At 47.4% G+C, this 20318-nt stretch carries 21 protein-coding genes; 2 read left to right on the top strand and 19 right to left on the bottom strand.

Annotated features, from left to right (window positions below; all coding sequences use genetic code 11):
- Positions 1-25 precede the first annotated feature (25 nt).
- From smc to AC5V8P_RS02875, 11 genes are all read right to left on the bottom strand, one after another.
- Positions 26-3595 carry a chromosome segregation protein SMC gene (gene smc / locus AC5V8P_RS02925; RefSeq protein ID WP_064798121.1) on the bottom strand — a complete coding sequence of 1190 codons (3570 nt, stop codon included), beginning with the start codon at positions 3593-3595 and terminating at the stop codon, positions 26-28.
- Positions 3596-3849: 254 nt separating this feature from the next.
- Entirely contained in the window at positions 3850-4548 is a 699-nt protein-coding gene (gene rnc, locus AC5V8P_RS02920) for a ribonuclease III (RefSeq protein ID WP_013309856.1), read from the bottom strand.
- 12 nt (positions 4549-4560) lie between these two features.
- Positions 4561-5799, bottom strand: a complete 1239-nt coding sequence (fabF, locus tag AC5V8P_RS02915) for a beta-ketoacyl-ACP synthase II (protein ID WP_063209007.1) — start codon at positions 5797-5799, stop codon at positions 4561-4563.
- A gap of 228 nt (positions 5800-6027) precedes the next feature.
- Positions 6028-6261: an acyl carrier protein gene (locus tag AC5V8P_RS02910; protein WP_007429985.1), complete on the bottom strand. Its 234-nt coding sequence runs from the start codon at positions 6259-6261 to the stop codon at positions 6028-6030.
- Positions 6262-6369: 108 nt separating this feature from the next.
- Entirely contained in the window at positions 6370-7119 is a 750-nt protein-coding gene (gene fabG, locus AC5V8P_RS02905; protein ID WP_063209009.1) for a 3-oxoacyl-[acyl-carrier-protein] reductase, read from the bottom strand.
- A 51-nt stretch (positions 7120-7170) separates the two neighbouring features.
- A complete protein-coding gene (gene fabD, locus AC5V8P_RS02900) occupies positions 7171-8112 on the bottom strand; it encodes an ACP S-malonyltransferase (RefSeq protein WP_064798122.1) in 942 nt (313 codons plus the stop codon).
- Positions 8113-8193: 81 nt separating this feature from the next.
- Positions 8194-9183: a beta-ketoacyl-ACP synthase III gene (locus AC5V8P_RS02895; RefSeq protein WP_063209013.1), complete on the bottom strand. Its 990-nt coding sequence runs from the start codon at positions 9181-9183 to the stop codon at positions 8194-8196.
- A gap of 8 nt (positions 9184-9191) precedes the next feature.
- A complete protein-coding gene (plsX, locus tag AC5V8P_RS02890) occupies positions 9192-10184 on the bottom strand; it encodes a phosphate acyltransferase PlsX (RefSeq protein ID WP_064798123.1) in 993 nt (330 codons plus the stop codon).
- Entirely contained in the window at positions 10168-10764 is a 597-nt protein-coding gene (gene fapR, locus AC5V8P_RS02885; RefSeq protein WP_014599659.1) for a transcription factor FapR, read from the bottom strand. The genes plsX and fapR overlap by 17 nt, the downstream gene beginning before the upstream one ends.
- Positions 10765-11040: 276 nt before the next feature.
- A complete protein-coding gene (gene rpmF, locus AC5V8P_RS02880) occupies positions 11041-11214 on the bottom strand; it encodes a 50S ribosomal protein L32 (RefSeq protein ID WP_013370634.1) in 174 nt (57 codons plus the stop codon).
- Between the two features lie 191 nt (positions 11215-11405).
- On the bottom strand, positions 11406-11924 hold the full coding sequence (locus AC5V8P_RS02875) for a YceD family protein (RefSeq protein WP_064798124.1): 519 nt from the start codon (positions 11922-11924) through the stop codon (positions 11406-11408).
- A 327-nt stretch (positions 11925-12251) separates the two neighbouring features.
- Between AC5V8P_RS02875 and AC5V8P_RS02870 the strand changes: the two genes are divergently transcribed.
- Complete coding sequence (locus AC5V8P_RS02870; RefSeq protein WP_064798125.1) at positions 12252-13487, top strand: nucleotidyltransferase; 1236 nt, start codon at positions 12252-12254, stop codon at positions 13485-13487.
- On the opposite strand, the gene AC5V8P_RS02865 is transcribed toward AC5V8P_RS02870, so the two are convergent.
- Entirely contained in the window at positions 13477-14508 is a 1032-nt protein-coding gene (locus AC5V8P_RS02865) for a SepM family pheromone-processing serine protease (RefSeq protein WP_063209022.1), read from the bottom strand. The genes AC5V8P_RS02870 and AC5V8P_RS02865 overlap by 11 nt on opposite strands.
- A gap of 197 nt (positions 14509-14705) precedes the next feature.
- Between AC5V8P_RS02865 and AC5V8P_RS02860 the strand changes: the two genes are divergently transcribed.
- A complete protein-coding gene (locus AC5V8P_RS02860) occupies positions 14706-15986 on the top strand; it encodes a nucleoside recognition domain-containing protein (protein WP_063209024.1) in 1281 nt (426 codons plus the stop codon).
- Here AC5V8P_RS02860 and coaD read toward each other — a convergent pair.
- The 7 genes from coaD to AC5V8P_RS02825 all read right to left on the bottom strand — a co-directional run.
- Complete coding sequence (gene coaD / locus AC5V8P_RS02855) at positions 15949-16470, bottom strand: pantetheine-phosphate adenylyltransferase (protein WP_064798126.1); 522 nt, start codon at positions 16468-16470, stop codon at positions 15949-15951. The two genes, AC5V8P_RS02860 and coaD, sit on opposite strands and share 38 nt — an antisense overlap.
- A complete protein-coding gene (gene rsmD / locus AC5V8P_RS02850; RefSeq protein WP_064798127.1) occupies positions 16463-17104 on the bottom strand; it encodes a 16S rRNA (guanine(966)-N(2))-methyltransferase RsmD in 642 nt (213 codons plus the stop codon). Before rsmD ends, coaD begins: the two co-directional genes overlap by 8 nt.
- Before the next feature lie 321 nt (positions 17105-17425).
- Positions 17426-17548 carry a cyclic lactone autoinducer peptide gene (locus AC5V8P_RS02845; RefSeq protein ID WP_081276882.1) on the bottom strand — a complete coding sequence of 41 codons (123 nt, stop codon included), beginning with the start codon at positions 17546-17548 and terminating at the stop codon, positions 17426-17428.
- Between the two features lie 5 nt (positions 17549-17553).
- The gene (locus AC5V8P_RS02840) at positions 17554-18069 is read right to left on the bottom strand and encodes an accessory gene regulator ArgB-like protein (RefSeq protein WP_063209032.1); all 516 of its coding nucleotides are present in this window, start codon (positions 18067-18069) and stop codon (positions 17554-17556) included.
- A complete protein-coding gene (locus tag AC5V8P_RS02835) occupies positions 18062-18694 on the bottom strand; it encodes a hypothetical protein (protein ID WP_064798128.1) in 633 nt (210 codons plus the stop codon). Before AC5V8P_RS02835 ends, AC5V8P_RS02840 begins: the two co-directional genes overlap by 8 nt.
- Positions 18695-18864: 170 nt before the next feature.
- Positions 18865-19983 carry an acyltransferase family protein gene (locus tag AC5V8P_RS02830; protein ID WP_064798129.1) on the bottom strand — a complete coding sequence of 373 codons (1119 nt, stop codon included), beginning with the start codon at positions 19981-19983 and terminating at the stop codon, positions 18865-18867.
- A gap of 216 nt (positions 19984-20199) precedes the next feature.
- The coding region (locus AC5V8P_RS02825) for a hypothetical protein (protein ID WP_495473551.1) at positions 20200-20318 on the bottom strand (119 nt) is incomplete at its 5' end.

Genomic DNA, 20318 nt, shown 5'->3' with positions numbered 1-20318 from the left:
TGATCTGAAAGTATGTTATTTGATGTCAGGCAATCTCAGCTTCATCGTTGTCCAGCTTGACAGATACGAGTTTGGAAACCCCGCCTTCTTCCATCGTAACCCCGTATAGCACATCGGATTCTTCCATGGTGCCCTTACGGTGTGTAACTACGATAAACTGTGTCTGCTCTGAGAATTCACGTAAATACTGAGCAAAACGCACCACATTTGCTTCGTCTAATGCTGCTTCTACTTCATCGAGTACACAGAATGGAACAGGTTTAACATGTAAAATGGCAAATAACAATGCCATGGCTGTTAAAGCCCGTTCACCACCTGACAACAACTGCAAGTTCTGAAGTTTCTTGCCTGGTGGCTGAGCTACAATGTCAATTCCCGTCTCAAGCAATCGCTCCGGATCAAGCAAGACAAGATCTGCTCGTCCACCTCCGAACAGCTTGGAGAAAACCGTTCCAAATTCGCGACGAATCGCATCGAAAGTGGTCTTGAAGCGCTTGGACATTTCGTCATCCATTTCACGAATAACCTGATAGAGCGTGGTCTTAGCCTCCACCAAATCGGACTTTTGCTCATCGAGAAACGTATAACGCTCATGTACACGCTGGTATTCTTCAATGGCACCCAAATTGACCTCACCCAGCGCAGAAATCCCGCGTTTGAGTCTTTCCACCTCACTCTGCGTACCTTCAATATCTTCCGGTATAGGATAACGCTGTTTCGCCAGTTCATAGCTGAGTTCATAATCATCACTCAATTTTTTCAAAACATTTTCCAGTTCCACATCAAGTCGGTTTACTCCAATTTCCGTTTGACGGAGTTGTTCCTCCACCGACTTAAGCTGGATTCGCTGTTCTTTCGTATCATTCTCAGCTACTTCCAGTTTTTTGGACAAGCTGCTGCGTGCAGCCCGTTTTAGGTCTAATTGCTGTGCAGTTTCTTCCTTTTTCAACCGATATTGATTGAGATTCTCAATCTGCTTAACGGTCTCCTGCTCATTAGTGAGCAGATCTGCTTCGATGGAAGCAAGCAAGGTCTTATTTTGTCTTGAATCTTTACCAAGGGTATCATAATCTCCACGCAATCTGCGAATCTGCTCTTCCAATGAAAAGCGCTCCTGGTCCAGCTTGCCTTCTCTTACCTTGAGATTCGTGAGTTCTCCCTGCAGTTGCTCTTTAGCTGATTCATTCGCTTTACGCGCAAATTCGGCAGCGTGAATGGCCTGATGCGTTTTCTTCTCTTCTTCCTCCAGCGCAGCCAACTTGACCAGCGCTTCTGCACGGGAAGCTTCCAGCTCCTTGATTTCCTGATCAAAGCCTTTTTTCTCCTGACCAGACGCAGCTACCTGTTCCAGAACATGACGAAGTTCATGCTCAAGTTGTTTGAGTTCCATTGCCATTTGCTGCTCTTCGGTCCGCTTCACATCGCCGCCCTGGCGCAGTTCGTCCAGACGGGTCTGCGTCTCCTCCAGCTGTCGTTTGGTATCTATTGCACTCTGACGCAACCTGGCAATTTGCTGTTCCGTATCCAGAATGTCTTGATCCAACTGATCTAGCTGACGTTTACGACCTAGCAGATTAGCATTTTTCTTGAACTGGCTCCCCCCAGTCATGGAACCGCCTGCATTGACTACATCGCCTTCCAACGTAACAACACGATATCTATACTGGCAGCGGGCAGCAATACGATTGGCATCTTCCAACGTACGAGCAATGACCACATTCCCCAAGAGACTGCCTATAATTCCGGCATATCGATCATCGTACTGAATAAGATCTGCACCGATTCCGACAAAGCCTTCAGCGCTTTCTACAATTTGGCGTTCCCCTGCACCGATCTGACGCGGGCGGATAACATCCATTGGCAAGAATGTCGCTCTGCCCAGTTGACGTTGCTTTAAAAAACTGATCGCCTGTCTGGATACCGATTCATTTTCCATCACAATATGCTGAACTGAAGCGCCCAAAGCAGTTTCCATCGCCTGTTCTAATTGCTCAGGTACCCGAATCAGCTCTGCTACTGCTCCATGCACACCGTGCAAAGTTCCTTTGCGTGAAGCCTTTAATACCTCTTTAACTCCAAGCATGAAGCCGTCAAAGTCATCCTGCATTTCTTTCATCGTATCTCGACGTGAAATTTGAGCTTCTCTTTTTTGTTCCCATTTACGAACTGTGCCCTGGTTTTCTTCCAGTAGTTTTTGCAGGACCTGGTACTGTTCACTTCCCTGAATATAGCCACTGCGCAAACTGCTAATTTCCTGTCCAAGCTTCTGAATCGCCGCTTCCAATCCTTTTTTGCGCTGTTCAAGTTCGGCTTTCTGGGCTTCCCATTTGCCAGATTCATCACTTACGCGATTCACTCGACGTTCCAACGCTTCCTTCTGTTGGTCGGTATAACGAATTTCGTTACGCGCCTGCGCCATCTGGTTCATCAGCTCCAGCAGGCCACCCTTTAGGCTTTCTTCCTGCTCCTGGCTGATTCCACCTGTGACGCCAATCAGTTTGGCCTCTTCGTCAGACAGTCGCGCACGCAACTCGTCCAGCTCAACATTCAGCGCTGACAGCTTCTCATTCAGTTGATCCAGTTCACTTTTGCGTTCGGAATGTCGTGATTCGCTTGTGCTGAGGGATAAAATCAATTGTTCCCGATTGGCCTCCAAATTACGTGTACGTTCTTTGAGCAATTCACCATAGCCTTCACTTTTTTCCGTAGCTTCACTGTATTGCAGTAGTTCTCTTTGCAGACGTTCTACTTGCTCTTCCAGTTGCCGTAATTCATTACGGTCATTTTCCAGCATTGCATCGTGGCGGGACACCACAGTAGACAATTGAAGCTGCTCCTGCTGCAACAAAGCCAGTTTGGAAGTCGCATCACTCCACGAAGTATGAATCTGTTCAATTCGGTGGACGTACATCGAAATTTCTTTTGATTTTAATTCACTGCGCAGCTCTTTAAAATGAATTGCTTTTTCAGATTGCTCCTTAAGAGGCCCAATCTGATCCTCAAGTTCAGTCACCAAATCGTGAATACGTAGCAGATTTTGCTCTGTTTCATCCAGCTTGCGAACTGCATCTTTTTTACGTGATTTATATTTTACGATACCCGAGGCTTCCTCAAAAATACCCCGTCGATCCTCAGATCGGGTACTTAAAATTTCTTCAATACGTCCTTGTCCAATAATTGAATAAGCTTCTTTACCAATGCCTGTATCCATAAACAGCTCTGTAATATCTCGAAGTCTGCATGATTGCCGATTAATGAAATATTCACTATCCCCACTCCGATGCACACGTCGCGTTACCGTCACTTCACCAAAATCCAGAGGCAACGCCTGATCTTCATTATCCAGCGTGAGCGATACTTCACCGTAGTTAACAGCCTTACGGGCATCACTACCTGCAAAAATAATGTCCTCCATCTTGCCGCCACGCAGTGATTTGGCACTCTGTTCGCCCAGCACCCAACGAATTCCGTCGGAAATATTACTTTTCCCGCTTCCATTGGGTCCGACGACTGCCGTAATGCCGCGGACAAATTCCATTTCCGTTTTATCTGCAAACGATTTGAAGCCCGCCAGCTCAATGCGCTTTAAAAACATGCTTAATCTCACCTCTAACATTCAAATATGCTTGTACAACTCCATTGACCTGATGAATGAATTATCCCTATTCTAGCATAAAAATAATTTGAAAAAAGCACAGTATCGACGCTCACGTTACAGCAGTTAAGCCACGAAAAAAGAGCAAAACGCAGTCCATTCGCCATTACGGGCCGGGACTCCCCGCGGACTGCCCTTTGCTCTTACTTTGTGTCCTCTGCTTGCGTCACCCGTTCGGGCCGCTCAGGTACCGATTACGATTCCGCCAGCTTCAAACGGTTTAAAGCAACTGCCGCCGCTTGCTGCTCAGCTTCTTTTTTGGAGCGTCCTGTACCTGCCCCCAGCCGTTCGCTGTCCATATATACCTCGGCTACAAACTCGCGCTCATGGGCAGGTCCGCGTTCCTCGACAATCTTATATTCAAGCATCCCCATGTTATGATGCTGCGTCAGTTCCTGAAGCTCTGTTTTGAAATCACTCATCTGAAGCTTACCGTTTAATACAATTTGAGGAAAAATATAACGTTCCAGAAACGACCGGACGGCTTCCAGACCTTGATCTAAATAAAGCGCGCCTACGAACGCCTCGAACACATCAGCCAACAGAGCCGGACGAGTACGTCCGCCTGTCAGCTCTTCACCTTTTCCAAGCAGTACATACTGCCCGAACTCAAGCCCGACAGCAAACTTCACCAAAGAAGGCTCACAGACAATAGCTGCACGCAACTTGGTTAGTTCGCCTTCGGGCCGGTTAGGGTACTGATTGTACAATTGCTCAGACACCGTCAGTTCCAGAACAGCGTCACCCAAGAATTCCAAACGCTCATTATCTGCATGCTGACTGAATCGATGTTCGTTTACGTAGGAAGCGTGCGTAAAGGCCTGCTTCAGAAGCTGCCGATTGTTGAATTGAATATGAAGTTTCTGCTGTAATTGCTTCAAGTCTCCACTCAACGAACTGACCCCTTACGCTTCATATTTTTTTAAAATAACCGTAGCATTGTGTCCGCCAAAACCAAAGGAATTGGACATTACCACATTCAGATCCGCTTTTCTTGGCGTATTAGGTACATAATCAAGATCGCAAGCAGGGTCTTGATTATCCAAATTAATCGTTGGCGGGATCGTCTGATGTTGAAGCGCAAGACCACAGATTACAGCTTCAACGCCACCCGCTGCACCTAGCAAATGCCCTGTCATCGACTTGGTCGAGCTGATCGCTACCTTATAGGCATGCTCTCCAAGCGTTTTCTTGACTGCTTCTGTTTCCGATTTGTCACCAACTGGTGTAGATGTACCGTGCGCATTGATATAATCGATATCTTCAGGATTCAATCCAGCATCACGGATCGCCATTCTTATGCAACGTGCCGCTCCCTCTGGATCAGGCTCTGTCATATGATGGGCATCGCCAGAAAGGCCATAGCCAATCACTTCGCCGTAAATATGTGCGCCACGCTTCAAAGCATGATCCAACGATTCCAGAACCAGAACACCAGAGCCTTCACCCATAACAAACCCGTCTCGTTCGGTATCAAATGGACGACTTGCCTTTTCCGGCTCATCGTTACGCGTGGACATCGCTCGCATGGAGCAAAATCCAGCAATACCAATCGGGCGAATCGTTGCTTCGGCACCTCCGCAAATCATAGCGTCAGCGTCACCGCGCTGAATCATGCGGAAAGAGTCACCAATGGCATGACTGCCTGTGGCACAAGCCGTAACCGGCGATGTATTAGGACCCTTAGCACCGAGTGAAATCGAAACTTGGCCGGAACCCATATTCGCAATCATCATCGGGATGAAGAAAGGGCTTACGCGTTTAGGTCCCTTTTCGATCAATGCATTGTGTTGATCTTCCCATGTACCCAATCCACCAATACCAGAACCAACAGATACACCCACGCGCTCGGCATCGACATTTTCTCCGATTACGAGTTTGCTATCCTCAAGCGCCATTTTACTAGCAGCAACCGCGAACTGCACAAAGCGGTCCATTTTACGCGCATCCTTGCGATCAATATAATCCTCTGGATTAAAATCTTTAATGGAAGCGGCTATTTTTGTAGTGTAATCACTTGTATCGAAAGCTTCGATTTTACTGATACCAGATTTTCCAGCCATCAGATTATCCCATAATGTACTCAAATCCTGTCCCAGCGAAGTGATTACACCCATTCCTGTTATGACAACTCGTTGTTTCAAAGATAATCACCTCTATGTCTACTGCAAATTGTATTTTTAGATCGCGCACGCTTGTGTACAAAAATAATATAGAATCAACTAAAGTTAGTAATGCCGCATTATACTCAGCCTTCGACAAAGTGAAGCTGAGCCAAACTCAAAAACATGCGGCAATTCCGTCTTTAGTTCAATCTGTATAATTAGGAGAAAGTCCCGCCTGTAACAGAACGGGACTTTTGATGACATGAATTAGGTATGAGATTGTATGTACTTTACAACTTCACCTACAGTTGTAATTTTCTCTGCATCTTCATCAGAGATTTCCATATCAAACTCATCTTCCAATTCCATAACCAATTCAACTACATCGAGAGAATCAGCGCCTAAATCATCTTTAAAAGATGCTTCAAGTGTAACTTCGGCTTCGTCGGCTCCCAAACGGTCAACGACAATGCGTTTTACGCGCTCCAATACATCGGACATCCGGCTCACCTCCTCCTTATGGTATTATACGAAAATTACAATTAAAATGCCATAGAAGAGAGTTTTCATCAACCACTCTTCATCGGGGCATGTGGATGGCAGCATGAACTACATATACATGCCGCCATCCACATGCAAGGTCTGGCCCGTCATATATGAGGAAGCATCCGAGGCCAAGAAGAGCACCACATCAGCAATTTCCTCAGGCCGTCCAAGACGGGCCAGCGGAATACCGCTAAGCATATTGTCACGCAAATCATCAGCCAGCACCTGCGTCATTTCAGTATCAATGAATCCAGGAGCCACACAGTTCACTGTAATCCCTCTTGAGGCAAGCTCTCTAGCGGAGGATTTGGTAAGCCCAATCACTCCCGCTTTAGCAGCAACATAGTTGGCTTGTCCTGCATTGCCAAGTACACCGACAACGGAAGAAATATTGATAATTCGGCCGGAACGCTGCTTCATCATCGGACGTGTGGCCGCCTTGAGACAATTAAACACACCCTTAAGATTTGTTTCGATCACCTGATCGAATTCCTCTTCTTTCATGCGCATGATTAAATTATCTCTTGTTATGCCAGCATTATTCACCAGGATGTCAATCTTGCCCCAAGCCTCAATCACATCCTTGATTAGCTGGTCAGCTTCTTTAGTACGCCCGACATTAGCTTGAACTGTAATAGCTTCCACGCCTTTGGCACGAATCAATTCTGCTACCTCAGTCGCAGCCGCTTCACTACCAGCATAGTTTACCGCAACATTAGCGCCTGCTTCAGCCAGCGCCAGTGCAATACTACGACCAATTCCACGCGATGCTCCTGTAACCAGCGCTGTTTTTCCACTTAATGGCTTAGACATCATAGTCCTCCCTTGCAAGTATTTAACCCGTAAAGGCAATCATTAATACTTTTAGCGGGCTTCCAAGGCTTCTGTTACAGAAGCGAACGACTCCAGGCTACTTATATTATACAGCTTTACCGTTTTGTCAATCTTTTTAACCAGTCCGGTCAAGACACTACCTGGTCCAAACTCCACAAAGGTGTCCACACCTTGTTCCAGTAGCCATGCTACACTGTCTTCCCATAGCACCGGGGAATAGACCTGTTCCACCAATAGTTGGCGAATTTCACTTCCCTCACGGACAGGTTTTGCTGTTACATTGGTCACCACCGGAACCTGAGCTTCGGCAAATTTCACAGTCTCCAATTTAGTAGAGAGCTTGTCCGCTGCCTCCTTCATCAAGGAGGAGTGAAAAGGACCGCTGACCTCCAAAGTGATAGCACGCTTGCCGCCCGCTTCCTTCACACGCTCAGCGACAGCAGCTACGCCCGCCTTTGTACCCGATACAACAATTTGTCCGGGACAGTTGATGTTAGCCAATTCAACCAGTTGACCAGATTCTGTGATATCACGGCACAATGCGGCCAATGCTTCACGATCAGCTCCCAGCACAGCAGCCATCCCACCTTGTTCATCAGGAATGGCTTGTTCCATAAACTGACCACGTGCACGAACAGTCTCAACCGCATCCTCGAATGTGAGGACACCGGAAGCCACTAGCGCGCTGTACTCTCCTAGACTGTGCCCAGCCACATAATCAGAACGAATGCCCTTGTCCTTGAACGCTTCATACAACGCAATGCTCGCCGTTAACAGTGCAGGCTGCGTATTGGATGTCTGCTTCAAGACTGTGTCCGGCCCTTCAAATATCAGTGTGCTTAGCGCGAAACCCAAACGTTCGTCTGCTTTACGAAATACTTCTGTTGCGGCTGGAACTGCTTCATAAGCATCTTTAGCCATACCTACCGCTTGTGAACCCTGACCAGGAAATATAAATGCCGTTTTGCCCATCGTGCATGCACCTCTCTGTTTCCCATACTTCTACTGTAAAACACCAGTCAAATTCAATATTATATCAAAAATTGCACTTAATTACCAGATAAGAACCGACGCACCCCAAGTCAAACCGCCGCCAAAGCCCACCATGAGTACACGGTCGCCTTCCTTCATGCGGCCTTCCTCAGCTGCTTCCACAAGAGCGAGAGGAATAGATGCTGCGGATGTATTTGCATATTTATTAACATTAATAACTACCTTTTCCTCAGGCAAATCCAGGCGTTGCATTGCTGATTGGATGATACGAATATTGGCTTGATGCGGGACAAACAGATCAATGTCGTCTTTGGACATCCCAGCTTTCTCCAACACATCAACCGTTGCTGTTCCCATAACGCGAACTGCGAACTTGAACACTTCGCGTCCGTTCATGTAAATATAGTGCTGTTTATTTTCCAGTGTGTCGGTACTCGCAGGCAAACGTGAGCCCCCAGCTTCCAACTTGAGCAAGGTGCCTCCAGCGCCTTCAGCTCCAAGATCGAAGGATTGGAATCCTCTGCCTTCAGGTACTTCACCAATCACTACAGCTCCTGCTCCATCTCCAAAAAGAACGCATGTATTGCGGTCCGTATAATCTGTAATCCGGGAAAGACAGTCTGCACCAATGATTAACGCATTATTATAAATCCCTGTCTTAATGAAGCTCGTTGCCGTAGCCAGCCCGTACACAAAACCCGAGCATGCAGCTGACAAATCAAAGGCCGCTGCACCTTTGGCACCCAACTTATCTTGAAGAATACAAGCAGTTGACGGAAATGCCATATCCGGTGTAACCGTAGCTACAATAATCAGGTCCAAATCCTGTGCCGTCATACCCGCAGATTCCAATGCCTTAACTGCTGCTTCATATGCCAAATCAGATGTAGCCTGCTCTGGAGCAGCAATATGGCGCTCCTGAATCCCTGTACGGCTGACAATCCACTCATCACTTGTTTCGACAATTTCTTCCAGATCTTTATTAGTCAGAATTTTCTCAGGTACGTATTTCCCTGTTCCGATAACACCAACCGGCCGTAATTTATTCATATTGTCACTCACTTCCTGCTGATTTCCTTAGATATACTTTCCACCAACCGGTTTTGTAAGGCCGTGCGAGCCTGTCTAACCGCATTTTTGACGGCAGTGCCATCAGACGAACCGTGACTTTTTAAGACGAGTCCGCTCAACCCCAACAAAGGGGCCCCGCCGTGCTCTTTATAATCCATTTTCCCTTTCAGACCCCGAAGTTCTGGCATAATCAAAGCTGCCGCCAGCTTGGTCTTTAAGGATTTGGTGAACTGCTCTTTAAGGAGAGAAAATATCGCTCCAGCTGTTCCCTCCAGCGATTTTAGCATAATATTACCGGCGAATCCGTCGCACACCAGTACATCACAATTCCCGGTTAACACATCTCTGGATTCAACATTCCCCACAAAATTGACAGGTAGCTGCTCAATGAGAGGGAATGCCAACTTTGTCAGTTCATTGCCCTTTCCAGCTTCAGTCCCAACATTCAGCAGCCCTACCCTTGGAGAAGCCAGACCGTGAACTTTCTGACGGTACAAGCTTCCCATGAGTGCATACTGAGCAAGATGTTCAGGCTTGGCATCCATATTGGCCCCCAAGTCCAGCGCTAAAATACCTTGATCGTCAATCGTCGGTATCATCGGCGCGAGAGCCGGACGCTCAATGCCCTCCATTCTACCAACCACCAGCAATCCTGTAGTCATTAGAGCGCCTGTATTACCTGCGGATATCATGGCATCCGCTTCGCCTTCCTTAACCATTCGACCAGCTACGACCATCGAGGCATCCTTTTTACGCCGTACGGCCTTTACAGGCTCGTCTTGCGCATCTATCGTTTCGGACGCATGTCGAATGCTGAGATTCGTAGGCAGCGTCCTGCCGTTCAGAACCAATTCAATCCGTTCCTGGTCACCAACCAGCGTAATGTCTGTATCTTTCCATTCCGCTGCCGCAGATAACGCGCCTTCTACTGTCGCCTCAGGGGCATTATCTCCCCCCATGGCATCAATGGCGATCCGCATGCTGACTTCCTCCTTCGCTATACTCTTCCTCCGTGGAGCGATAAATAACAAAGTTACCTTGGAATACCATCTCTTCTCCTACGTAGGCAAACACTTCCACCTTGGCTTTTCCTTTTTGTTCTGGATTTGAACGCACATATGCCTTGGCAATGCATTTTTCACCCAAATGAACTGGACGAACAAAGCGAATATCCGCTGAAGCGGTCAATGCTATCTCATCGTTAATTACGGCAACGGCCAATGAATTGGCCTGTGCAAACACATAATGTCCTCGTGCAATGCCTGTCCGTGAAAAGGTATGTTCCTCTTTGATCTCGAAAATCGAAATACCGCTTCGATCCAACTGGAGATCAACAATGTCCCCGATTACTTCATGTAAAGGTAAGGAACGAACCTGATCGTAGGAGCGCTCAGCCATCAACTTTAGCCGCTCCCGCAATTCCGGAATTCCCAGCTCCATTCGGTCCAGCCGAATAGTCTGAATGCTTACCTTCAATTGTCTTGTCAATTCCTGATCCGTCACGAACGGATTATCATCAATTAATTGAGTCAGCCGTTGCTGCCTCTGTCTCTTCGGCAAACGTTCGATATCAGTGACGCCTCCTTTCCCTACAGTAAACTGCCGTTCAGCCGACAGTTCAGGTTATTTTACGTTCTAACGGCTAAGCTTCAAGCCGGTTTGTCTTCTTGTATGTATAAAGGAACCTCTTGGGTCCTTCTTTCTTAGAACCTGGTACTAAAACAGTATATAGCATGCTGACGTAAAAAGAAAGCATACTGATAAAAAAAGTAGCGCCTCACTGAAGTGAAGCGCTACTTTTTCTGCGAATATTCCAAAGAATCCGCTTATGGGATATTATTGAGAGATGATCTCTCTAGCTTTGTACGTTCCGCAAACTTTGCACACATGGTGAGCAAGTTTCAATTCGCCGCATTCGGAGCATTTCACCATACCTGGTACTTCCAGTTTAAAGTGAGTACGACGTTTGTCGCGACGAGTTTTGGATGTTCTCCGTTGAGGTACTGCCATTATTCCCACCTCCTTAAACAGATCAACCCCGCATTGACGGGTATGACTTCTTATCTCATTCAAGACTGAAAGAAAATGCCAAAAGACAATAATCTTACAGCCGGTGAATCAAGTCTGCAACATCCATGTATCGGTTCAATAATTTCCCGGCACAAGCGGATGATGATTTTTTTCAAAATTGAACTCAATTCTCATTTAAAAAAATCCTTAAGCCCTGCCAGACGCGGATCAATCTTTTCCGTATCTCCGTTACTGTCGTCGGAGCCAATGCTCCAGTTTTGTCCGGCCGCTGGTGCGATTCCCTGACAATCCTCACTGCATATCGGCGCAAACGGCACATGCAGTACAAACAGTTCTTCACAATACGGCGCAATGTCGAAGGAATCCTCCGTCACTGCGATAAAATCGCCATCTTCATCCTCTTCTTCAACACTTGAAGATGAGGTTTGCTTGAACCGTTCACGAAATTCAATCTTCAAATCCTCGTGCATCGGGCTCAAGCAGCGTGAGCAAAGCATGTCCAGACCTGCGGTCAACGTGCCTTCCACGCTCATCGAGCCTTGACCCAGACTAACGGCGACCAAGTCGGTCTCCAGCGGGGAAACGGCTGTAACATCAGCACGATCCGCTACCAATTCACTCACATTAAGAGATTCACGAATTGGAACAGGACCATCACTTGTTGCTACTTTGCGAAAAAATAGTTGCATCACTATCACTCCAAACAAACAAAAATTATTATACCGACTGATTGAGTCGTTTGTCAACACCTTTCACTTTACACCACTTGCAAATCCGTCAGTTTTCTAATGGTTCATTAAGATCTATGCAGAGTGAAAAATGTGTTGTGTTCATCATGTACCTATGAGTATTCGTACCCCCGCCACTCTTCGTGTACAATAATGCGAGTATAAAGCTTTTTGGTCTAGGTCTCAATGGTCTTGTTCATGTGCATGATGAAATATCAGATAGCTGACCCAAAAACATCATTTACTGATAGTAATAAGCTGCCAAAAGAAAGGAGCCGACATACAGTTTTGAAAACACTCGGTATAATTGTAGAGTATAATCCCCTGCATAACGGACATGTTCATCACTGGAAGGAATCTCTCCGTATCACTGGTGCACAGCACACGGTGGCTGTGATGAGTGGTCCCTTCCTTCAGCGGGGCGAACCCGCGATTACAGACAAATGGTCACGCACCGAAATGGCACTCGCTATGGGCGTAGACCTGGTTCTGGAGCTACCCGTAGCTTATGCTGTCCAGCCCGCAGAATGGTTTGCCCGCGGCGCGGTGACCCTGCTCTGCGCGACGGGCATTGTCGATGCGCTCTGCTTCGGCAGCGAGAGTGGAGACATCGCCCCGCTGCACGCGCTGGCCCGCGTACTGGCAGCAGAGCCGGCCGAGCTCAAAGCCGGCATCGCCCAGCGCCTGAGCAAGGGCGCAAGTTATCCCGCCGCCTACGCAGGAGCCGCAGCCGAGCTGGCGGCCGAAGGAGCGGACGGCGCTGCGCTCGCCGCTCTTATGCAGCAGCCCAACAATACGCTCGGGCTGCATTACTTGATTGCGCTGGAACGGCTGGACAGCACAATCAAGCCCTTTACGGTAGTCCGCACGGGATCGGGCTACCACGAAGCCGTGGCGCCTGCGGACGGAGTCATCGCCAGCGCCACGGCCATCCGCCGTCTGCTGCTGGACGGCGGGCCGGAGGCCGCGTCGCCGTACGTACCTGCGACGACGCTGGAGATTTTGCAGCGCGAGTGGCAAGCCGGCCGCGCACCGCTGCATTGGGAAGCGTTCTGCCAGCCGCTGCTGAACGCCCTGATCACGCGTAGCCCGCAGCAGCTGGCGGAGCTGCACGAGGTCACCGAAGGGCTGGAGCATCGTCTGCAGCAATCACTGTACACGCTGCCCCAGCCCTCTGTGGAGGCTCTGTTTGCCGCTATCAAAACAAAGCGCTATACTCGTACGAAGCTTCAGCGAATGTGTACACATATTTTGCTGAATCATGCCAAAGTCGATATGACTCCCGCTGAGCTGGCGAAAGGTCCCGGCTATATCCGCGTACTCGGCTTTAACAGAACTGGACGCGAGCTGCTGGCGCGAATGAAAAACACAGCCGTCCTGCCAGTATGGGTCAAATCGTCTGCCGGATCACATTCACATCTGGACTGGGATACTGCCGCAGCGGCAATACATGCAGCCGGAATGCCGCGTCCTGCCATTCGTGCCATGTATGCTGATTACTTGCGACCGCCCCTTATGGTTTAATAGGCAGCTTTTCCATATAATTCAGCGCATCGCCAAGCTTGCGAACCGGAACAAGCTTCATCTGGCTCCCGATTTGCTCTGCTTTGGCTTTGGCCTCTTTATAATTATCTGCCGGGACGAAAAACAATTCCGCGCCCTGACGGTCAGCAGCGACAATTTTATACTTGGCGCCACCAATCGCTCCAACCTGACCGTCCTTATCAATGGTACCCGTACCAGCTACACGATATCCCTTACTTAAATCACCTGGTGTCAACTGGTTGTAGATTTCCATAGTAAACATCAAACCTGCCGAAGGGCCTCCAACATCTGTGGATGTAAAATGAATTGTTTTACGTCCATCCTTCGGCTCCACTTTCTGTACCGTGGCGATACTGACACCAAACCCTGAACGTTGTTTTCCCGTCTCACTGTCTGTGATGGTCGTTAATGGAGCTTGCACAGCCAGCAACTTTCCATCCCGCTTTAGCTTTACTTTCACCGTCGTTCCCGGTTTCTCATTTTCCAAGGCATTCCGAATGGAGCGATTATCAGTTACCCTCGTACCGCTTAGCTCTAATATTTCATCTCCGGGCTCAAACACGCTGCGAGATCCTGGAACCTTAAATACATACACATAATCTGGCACAATACGATAAGGGACATGAGCACGTGTGTAGGCAGCCTCCATCGCAGAAGATTGGGAATCCCCCATATACCATACCTGCTCTGCCGCATATTCGTCTTCACTTCTGCCATGCAGACGATCTTCTTTGCGCTGAATCTCCGAGTTGCTGTCCAGCTTGGACAGTGCCAACATAATGAGATTGGCATAACGCGCCGATACTGTCGTCATCATAAAGCTCCCTCGTTCGCTGCTATCTCCTTCCTGTACTTTAACCATCGGTTTGATCTCATTTGCCCCACCTGGTCCATAGATCAGATAAGGGGTTGGCATATAGACCAGCACATAGACCATTGCAACCAGCATTAAGACATAACCGGTTGTAAAAAATGCTCTTTTCCGGTTTATTCGCTTCATTGCTTCTCCCCCTTGCAGCCTAACTTCTCCTATCTTACCCAAGTGCCTCTGCACCATCTGTTCTCAAGCCTTCGAAAAAAGCATACATTGTTTACGACAACACGTACAAGCAACCTATATTAAGATAATGAACGTGAATAAACGCTGGAAACAGCATCCGACTCTCCTTAGTATATTTATGAGAGGTGAACTCTTTGATGCAAAAGGAAGCCCGCCCTGCTCCTTATTGGACAACCTTGCTGCTTGGCCTTGGAGCCATTTTGCTTGTAGCGGCTATCGTCGCCTCACCAGAAGAAGTATTTCAAGCCTCTACCCAAGGGCTTAAGTTATGGTGGAGCATTATTTTCCCGGCCATGCTGCCTTTTTTGATGCTGTCCGAAATGCTTATTGCCTTTGGTCTGGTACATGGTCTAGGTGTACTGCTGGAGCCGTTCATGCGATCCTGGTTCCGACTACCCGGACGAAGCGGCTGGGTGCTCGCCCTCGGCCTGACTGCAGGATTTCCGGCTGCTGCCGAGGCGGTACGCCAATGGGCACAGCAAGAAGACATGACCGCGCTTCAGCTTCGACGTCTGACTGCTATCGCTCATTTCTGCAATCCGATTACAATCCTGCTCGTCATTGGAACAGGACTGCTGCATAACGCTGCCGCAGGCGGGGTGTTACTTGCCGTTCACTGGATTTCCGGGCTGCTGGCAGGCTGGATCACAGCCAGACTCCCTGAATCGTCCAGAAAATCAAAAAAACGGGAAACGCCAGCCGCCAGCCGGCGCACTTCTGATTCCCGCACTACCACCTCCCTGATCCGATCTGCATGGGAAGCTACCCGCTCTGCCAGAGAACGGGATGGCCGCAGTTTTGGAAAACTGTTAGGCGAAACCGTATCCCATGCTGTACAGACGCTGATGGTGACAGGTGGATTCATTATTTTCTTTTCCGTCCTGATTCGGCTGCTAACCCTATACTCAGGCCAAGGGACTCTTTCACTGGTGTGGCCCGCCTGGATGGAAATCCATCTGGGTTCCTATGAAATCAGCCGGATGCCCAACGATCTCCGTACACAAGCAGCACTGATCAGTGCTGTATTGGGCTGGGGGGGCCTGTGCGGCTGGCTTCAAATCACCGCCGTCACCAGACCTTCCGACAAGGGCATCACCTTTACCTTATCACGCGTGCTCCATGGGATCATTGCTTTTGGTCTTACCTTAGCGGCATGGACTTCGCTTACCCGCATTGTCAGTAATACAATCCCTGCTTACGTCAGTCGCAGTTCTGTATCTTCTTTTGCGGAAAGAAATGATTCCGGCTCGCAATCTGTCATGGCTGGAGCCAGCAGTTTACTAACACAAATAGAAGGAACATCCATGTACCCCTGGCAACTAACCGTACTGTCCGTTGCACTCCTGAGCACAATTATACTGGCTCTGCTTGCCGTTTCCTTTATGACTTCATGGTGGAGCCACCGCGAATCGCGTTGACCTTGGCACGCAGTGCGTCTTCGACCTCTGGCGACACCAGATCTACGACCTTGCCATCAAAATGCGCAATTTCCTTCACCATACTGGAACTCAGATATGAATAAGCCGGATTGGTCATCATAAAGATCGTTTCCGCATCGGGGTTCAGCTTATGATTGGTAGAGGCTAATTGCAGCTCATATTCAAAATCGGTCACTGACCGAATTCCTCTGACAATAACCTGAGCCCCTTTTTGGCGTACATAATTGGCTGTCAGATCACGGAAGCTGTCCACTTCCACGTTCGGAATATCGCGAGTTACCGTCCGCAGCAGCTCCATTCGCTCCTCAAGTGAAAACAGTGGATTTTTACTAATATTGTTAAGAACCGCGACAATCAGTAGATCAAACTGTCGAGCCGCTCTTTGAATAATATCCTGATGCCCCATCGTCACAGGATCAAAGGTTCCCGGATAAACGGCAATACGTGGTTTGTGCTCAATCATGATGGTCCTCCCCGTCTGATTCGGTGATACCGAAGTTGACCTCTTCGGCTTCTGTATCTTCTTCGGCATCCGACAAAGCATCATCTGCAAAGTGATAAATGGATAACGCCGTTTCACCATAGACCGCTTTTCTAACCTGTTCAAACGGTCCGAAACTTACCGGATACTCATGTCCCGATTCATACTCCAGTACGATGACTGCACCTGAACGAAGCAAGTCCAACTCAGCCATGCGGCTCATTAATTCATCTCCGTGCTTGAGACGATAAGGCGGGTCCAGAAAAACAGCATCAAAAAGAGCTCCACGCTTTGCCAGCGCCTTGAGCGCTCGTCCGGCATCATTGCGGAACACTTCTGCTTTTTCTTCCAATCCAGTTTTTCGCAAATTTTCTTTAATGACATCAATGCTTTTGGATTCCATATCAATAAAAACTGCCTTGTCCATTCCCCGACTAAGCGCCTCTATACCGAGGCCGCCACTGCCAGCAAACAAATCAAGCGCGACTCCTCCATCAAAATAAGGACCTATCATGCTAAATAGCGCTTCCTTGACCTTATCCGTTGTCGGTCGCGTCCCGGTGCCGGGAACTGCCTTTAACGGCCTTCCTTTGGCACTACCCGATACCACTCTCACGCTGAAACTCACCTATTTTCTATATGTGTTCATAACCATATAAAGATTATGACGTTATCGTACCACATGCATCGCCGTTTGAAAAACTTAGTGATAAAGCAGGTATAAAAAACCATCTCCTGGGCATCCTTAAGATATCGGCATTCAACCAATGTCGTAGACAACCGCGGAGAAGACTTACGTTTCCCCATAAGCTCTTCGTCCGGTTTCTCCTCTCCCATTCGGGCGCTCTTTCGTGGAGCGCCTGTTTTTTTTGCATAAAAAGGAGCTGCTTCATAGCAATAGCAGCTCATATGTATTATTTTTTACTCTGCATTTTTCTTATTTCAGCAGTTCCTCGGGTGTATCCCCTTGATAAACATACACATAACTTGCCACTGATACAGCAAAGGTCGCGAACATAGACAACGATGTGGCTAACCCGTATACGATTTTTTTCATCATTCCATTCACCTCCTTCCTCGAATCAATGTTAGGCTTTGAAGCAAGAAAGCAACAGCTACTACAGAAGAACCAATTACAAAATTAGTACATACAAGCAGGGAGGATAACAATCGCAAGAGGGGATAAAACCGGACTGGAATGCGCGACTGCTTTTCAATTCTGGAAGGGGCAAAGCACAAAACAAGAATGAGAGCGATTCCGGTAAACAGGTTTGTCCACCCACTATTTAAGGAAATGCAAGATATGTATGTAAAAGCTACAGAGGTGACCACCACACATGCCATACCCGTTTTCAAGTGAATGCCACCAGAGACTTGGCGCAGTAAGGCAAAAGCGACGAGAATCGTTACAGCCTCTACCATCCGCCCTGTGAAGAATGAAGCGAATAGTGTCAACACGATGATCATGGTCGCATTCAGGATGAGGGCAAGTGCGTATTTAAGTACTGGGACGGAGGCCGGATGATCAGGCACAGTACGTTTAATCTGATTAGCAAGTTTCAAAGCCATCGTTTCAATCATCCCGATATTCCTTTCCGACTGCATAATAGATAAAAAAGCCCGATACCAGTGCAAAAAATATCATACTCAACCATATTTCATTATAGTAAAGCACAATAGATGTTGAAATGAGAGACAAAATGATCAGCGTGATAACAATGCCATATTCCTCTTTGAACTTAAGCTTTTTGAAATTTGGGGAAAAGCCGATCCCTTTTCGATACAATATAAATGAAATAAGTAGCCCTGTGGCTGCACTAACTGCTTGTAACAGATAGCCCTTCAAGGAACCGTCCTGCAGCTCAGATACTGGCAGGTTACCAAACATAGCTTTCAGAAGTACCGATTGAACAACAGCATAGGCAAAATAACCTGTAACCGTCATAATACCTGACCAAGCAATCGGAATCTTCACCACCGTAGCAAGTAAAAAAATAAAAAGCAGCATATTAATGACAGGTACCAAATAGGAGAGTGAAAATTCCTCTCGGAGCAAAAAGCTTTGCATGTTCATAATCAGGTTTACAAAAATAGCCTGCCATAGATAAGGAGTCATTTTAACTTTAAAAATACTTAAAATCAGCGCAAAAACAGCTACTCCTTCCAGTGTAGAGAAAAGTAAAAAGCCAAGCGGCTCCAAAAGCATACGTGCATCTCCTTTACAATTCCAACAAACCTCATCGGTGTATTCAAAAACTTGGATGTACATCGAATATAAAGGGCTGGGAGCTACTTTTCAAGAGGTCTTTTCAATAATTTCGTAGATTTATTCAAGCACTTCAATCAAATGTTATCTGATGCTGCTTCAAGTTGCAACTAGGCTACACTTTCTTTGACCGAATCTTCCTGCTCCCATACTGATTTTATACGTGATATAAGCTTTTTACCCAATCGGATGCCCGGCTGTTCAATCCATGTATAAGTTAACCAGGAAAGTCCCACGGTGCATAGCAGCGTCATGATGAACATAAGGGTGAGGCTGACTAGGGGAGCAAACGGCAATTTAATCTGCGCGATTAGCCCTAGGACCAACATATGCGTCAAATACATGCTATAGCTGAGGCGACCGATCCATGACCATACCTGATTAAGCAGCCACATTGGCTGCCAATGATACAAAGCATATGCACCCAGCAGCAGCCCGACACCTATGAGATAATCCGTTATACCTCCAACAAACGCAAACAGCACAGCAACAAGTAACAAACCTCCAGTGAGCGGGTTTACGCTTTTCCAATGACGCTCGTCTTTCCAAATGAAGAACAACAATATCCCCAGACCAAAAACAGGCAGTTGATTCGGAAACCATAAATATAAATAATGCCCCCATAAAGAGTGATCGCTGATCAATGGATATTGAGCAAACACTGTATTGAGCCCGAAGCTTGCCACAAGCATCATTACGATAAACCAAGTCGCATGGCGCACCGATCGAATCAGCTTAAATAAGAGGGGGATAAATAGATAAAACATACATTCCACCGCAATGGACCATTCCACACCGATAATGCTGTTGATCCAATACGGATTGAGACCATTCAAAAATAGAACATGAGCTGCAATATTAGTGGTAGTAACTCCCTCCTGATCTCCAAGCCAAAATCGCGGACCTGTCCCATTCACCATTAAATAGATTCCTAACATCACGTAATACAAAGGTGCAATCCGGAAAAACCGACGCAACAGGTAGGCCGTCATTCCTTCTCCCTTGTCACTCGAACGCCTGCTCATGGATAGAAACAGCGTAAAAGCACTCGCCATATAAAATAAAGCGACTCCTTTAGCTCCTAGACCTAAGCCTTTTTGCAACCAACCGCTTAACCCGTCCACATGCTGGCTGACATGCACAAGCAATACTCCGAGAATCGCCAACGCCCTTAACGTATCTACAAATTGCAACTTGTCTTGTTCCCTATTCCCCTTGTCTTCAGGCATCGTATCCCTCCAAGATAATTCTCCATGATACATTTTGTATCTATAATACACAAAGTGTATCGCCCAAGTAAACTCTCCCTGATGCAAAAAACACCCTCTGACCGCACAGAGATGCGATCGGAGGGTGTTGAATTTGTCATGCTATCATTCAGCCTGTTCCCTATTCTCTTGCGTTATTACCAAAAACGAACAGGGGATAATTCCAGGAATATGAGTTTATTTGTTTAAATGAAAAGGTACAGTCGTTACGATGACGTCTTTGTAATTAATTAAATAAGCTCTCATCAGCAAACTGGTCTGATTATGCAATATATTTTCCCACCAGTGTTTAGTGA

The organism is Paenibacillus sp. N119s, assembly GCF_059447605.1.
Note: the sequence above shows the minus strand (reverse complement) of the source record. Positions and strands in the feature narration are given on the sequence as shown.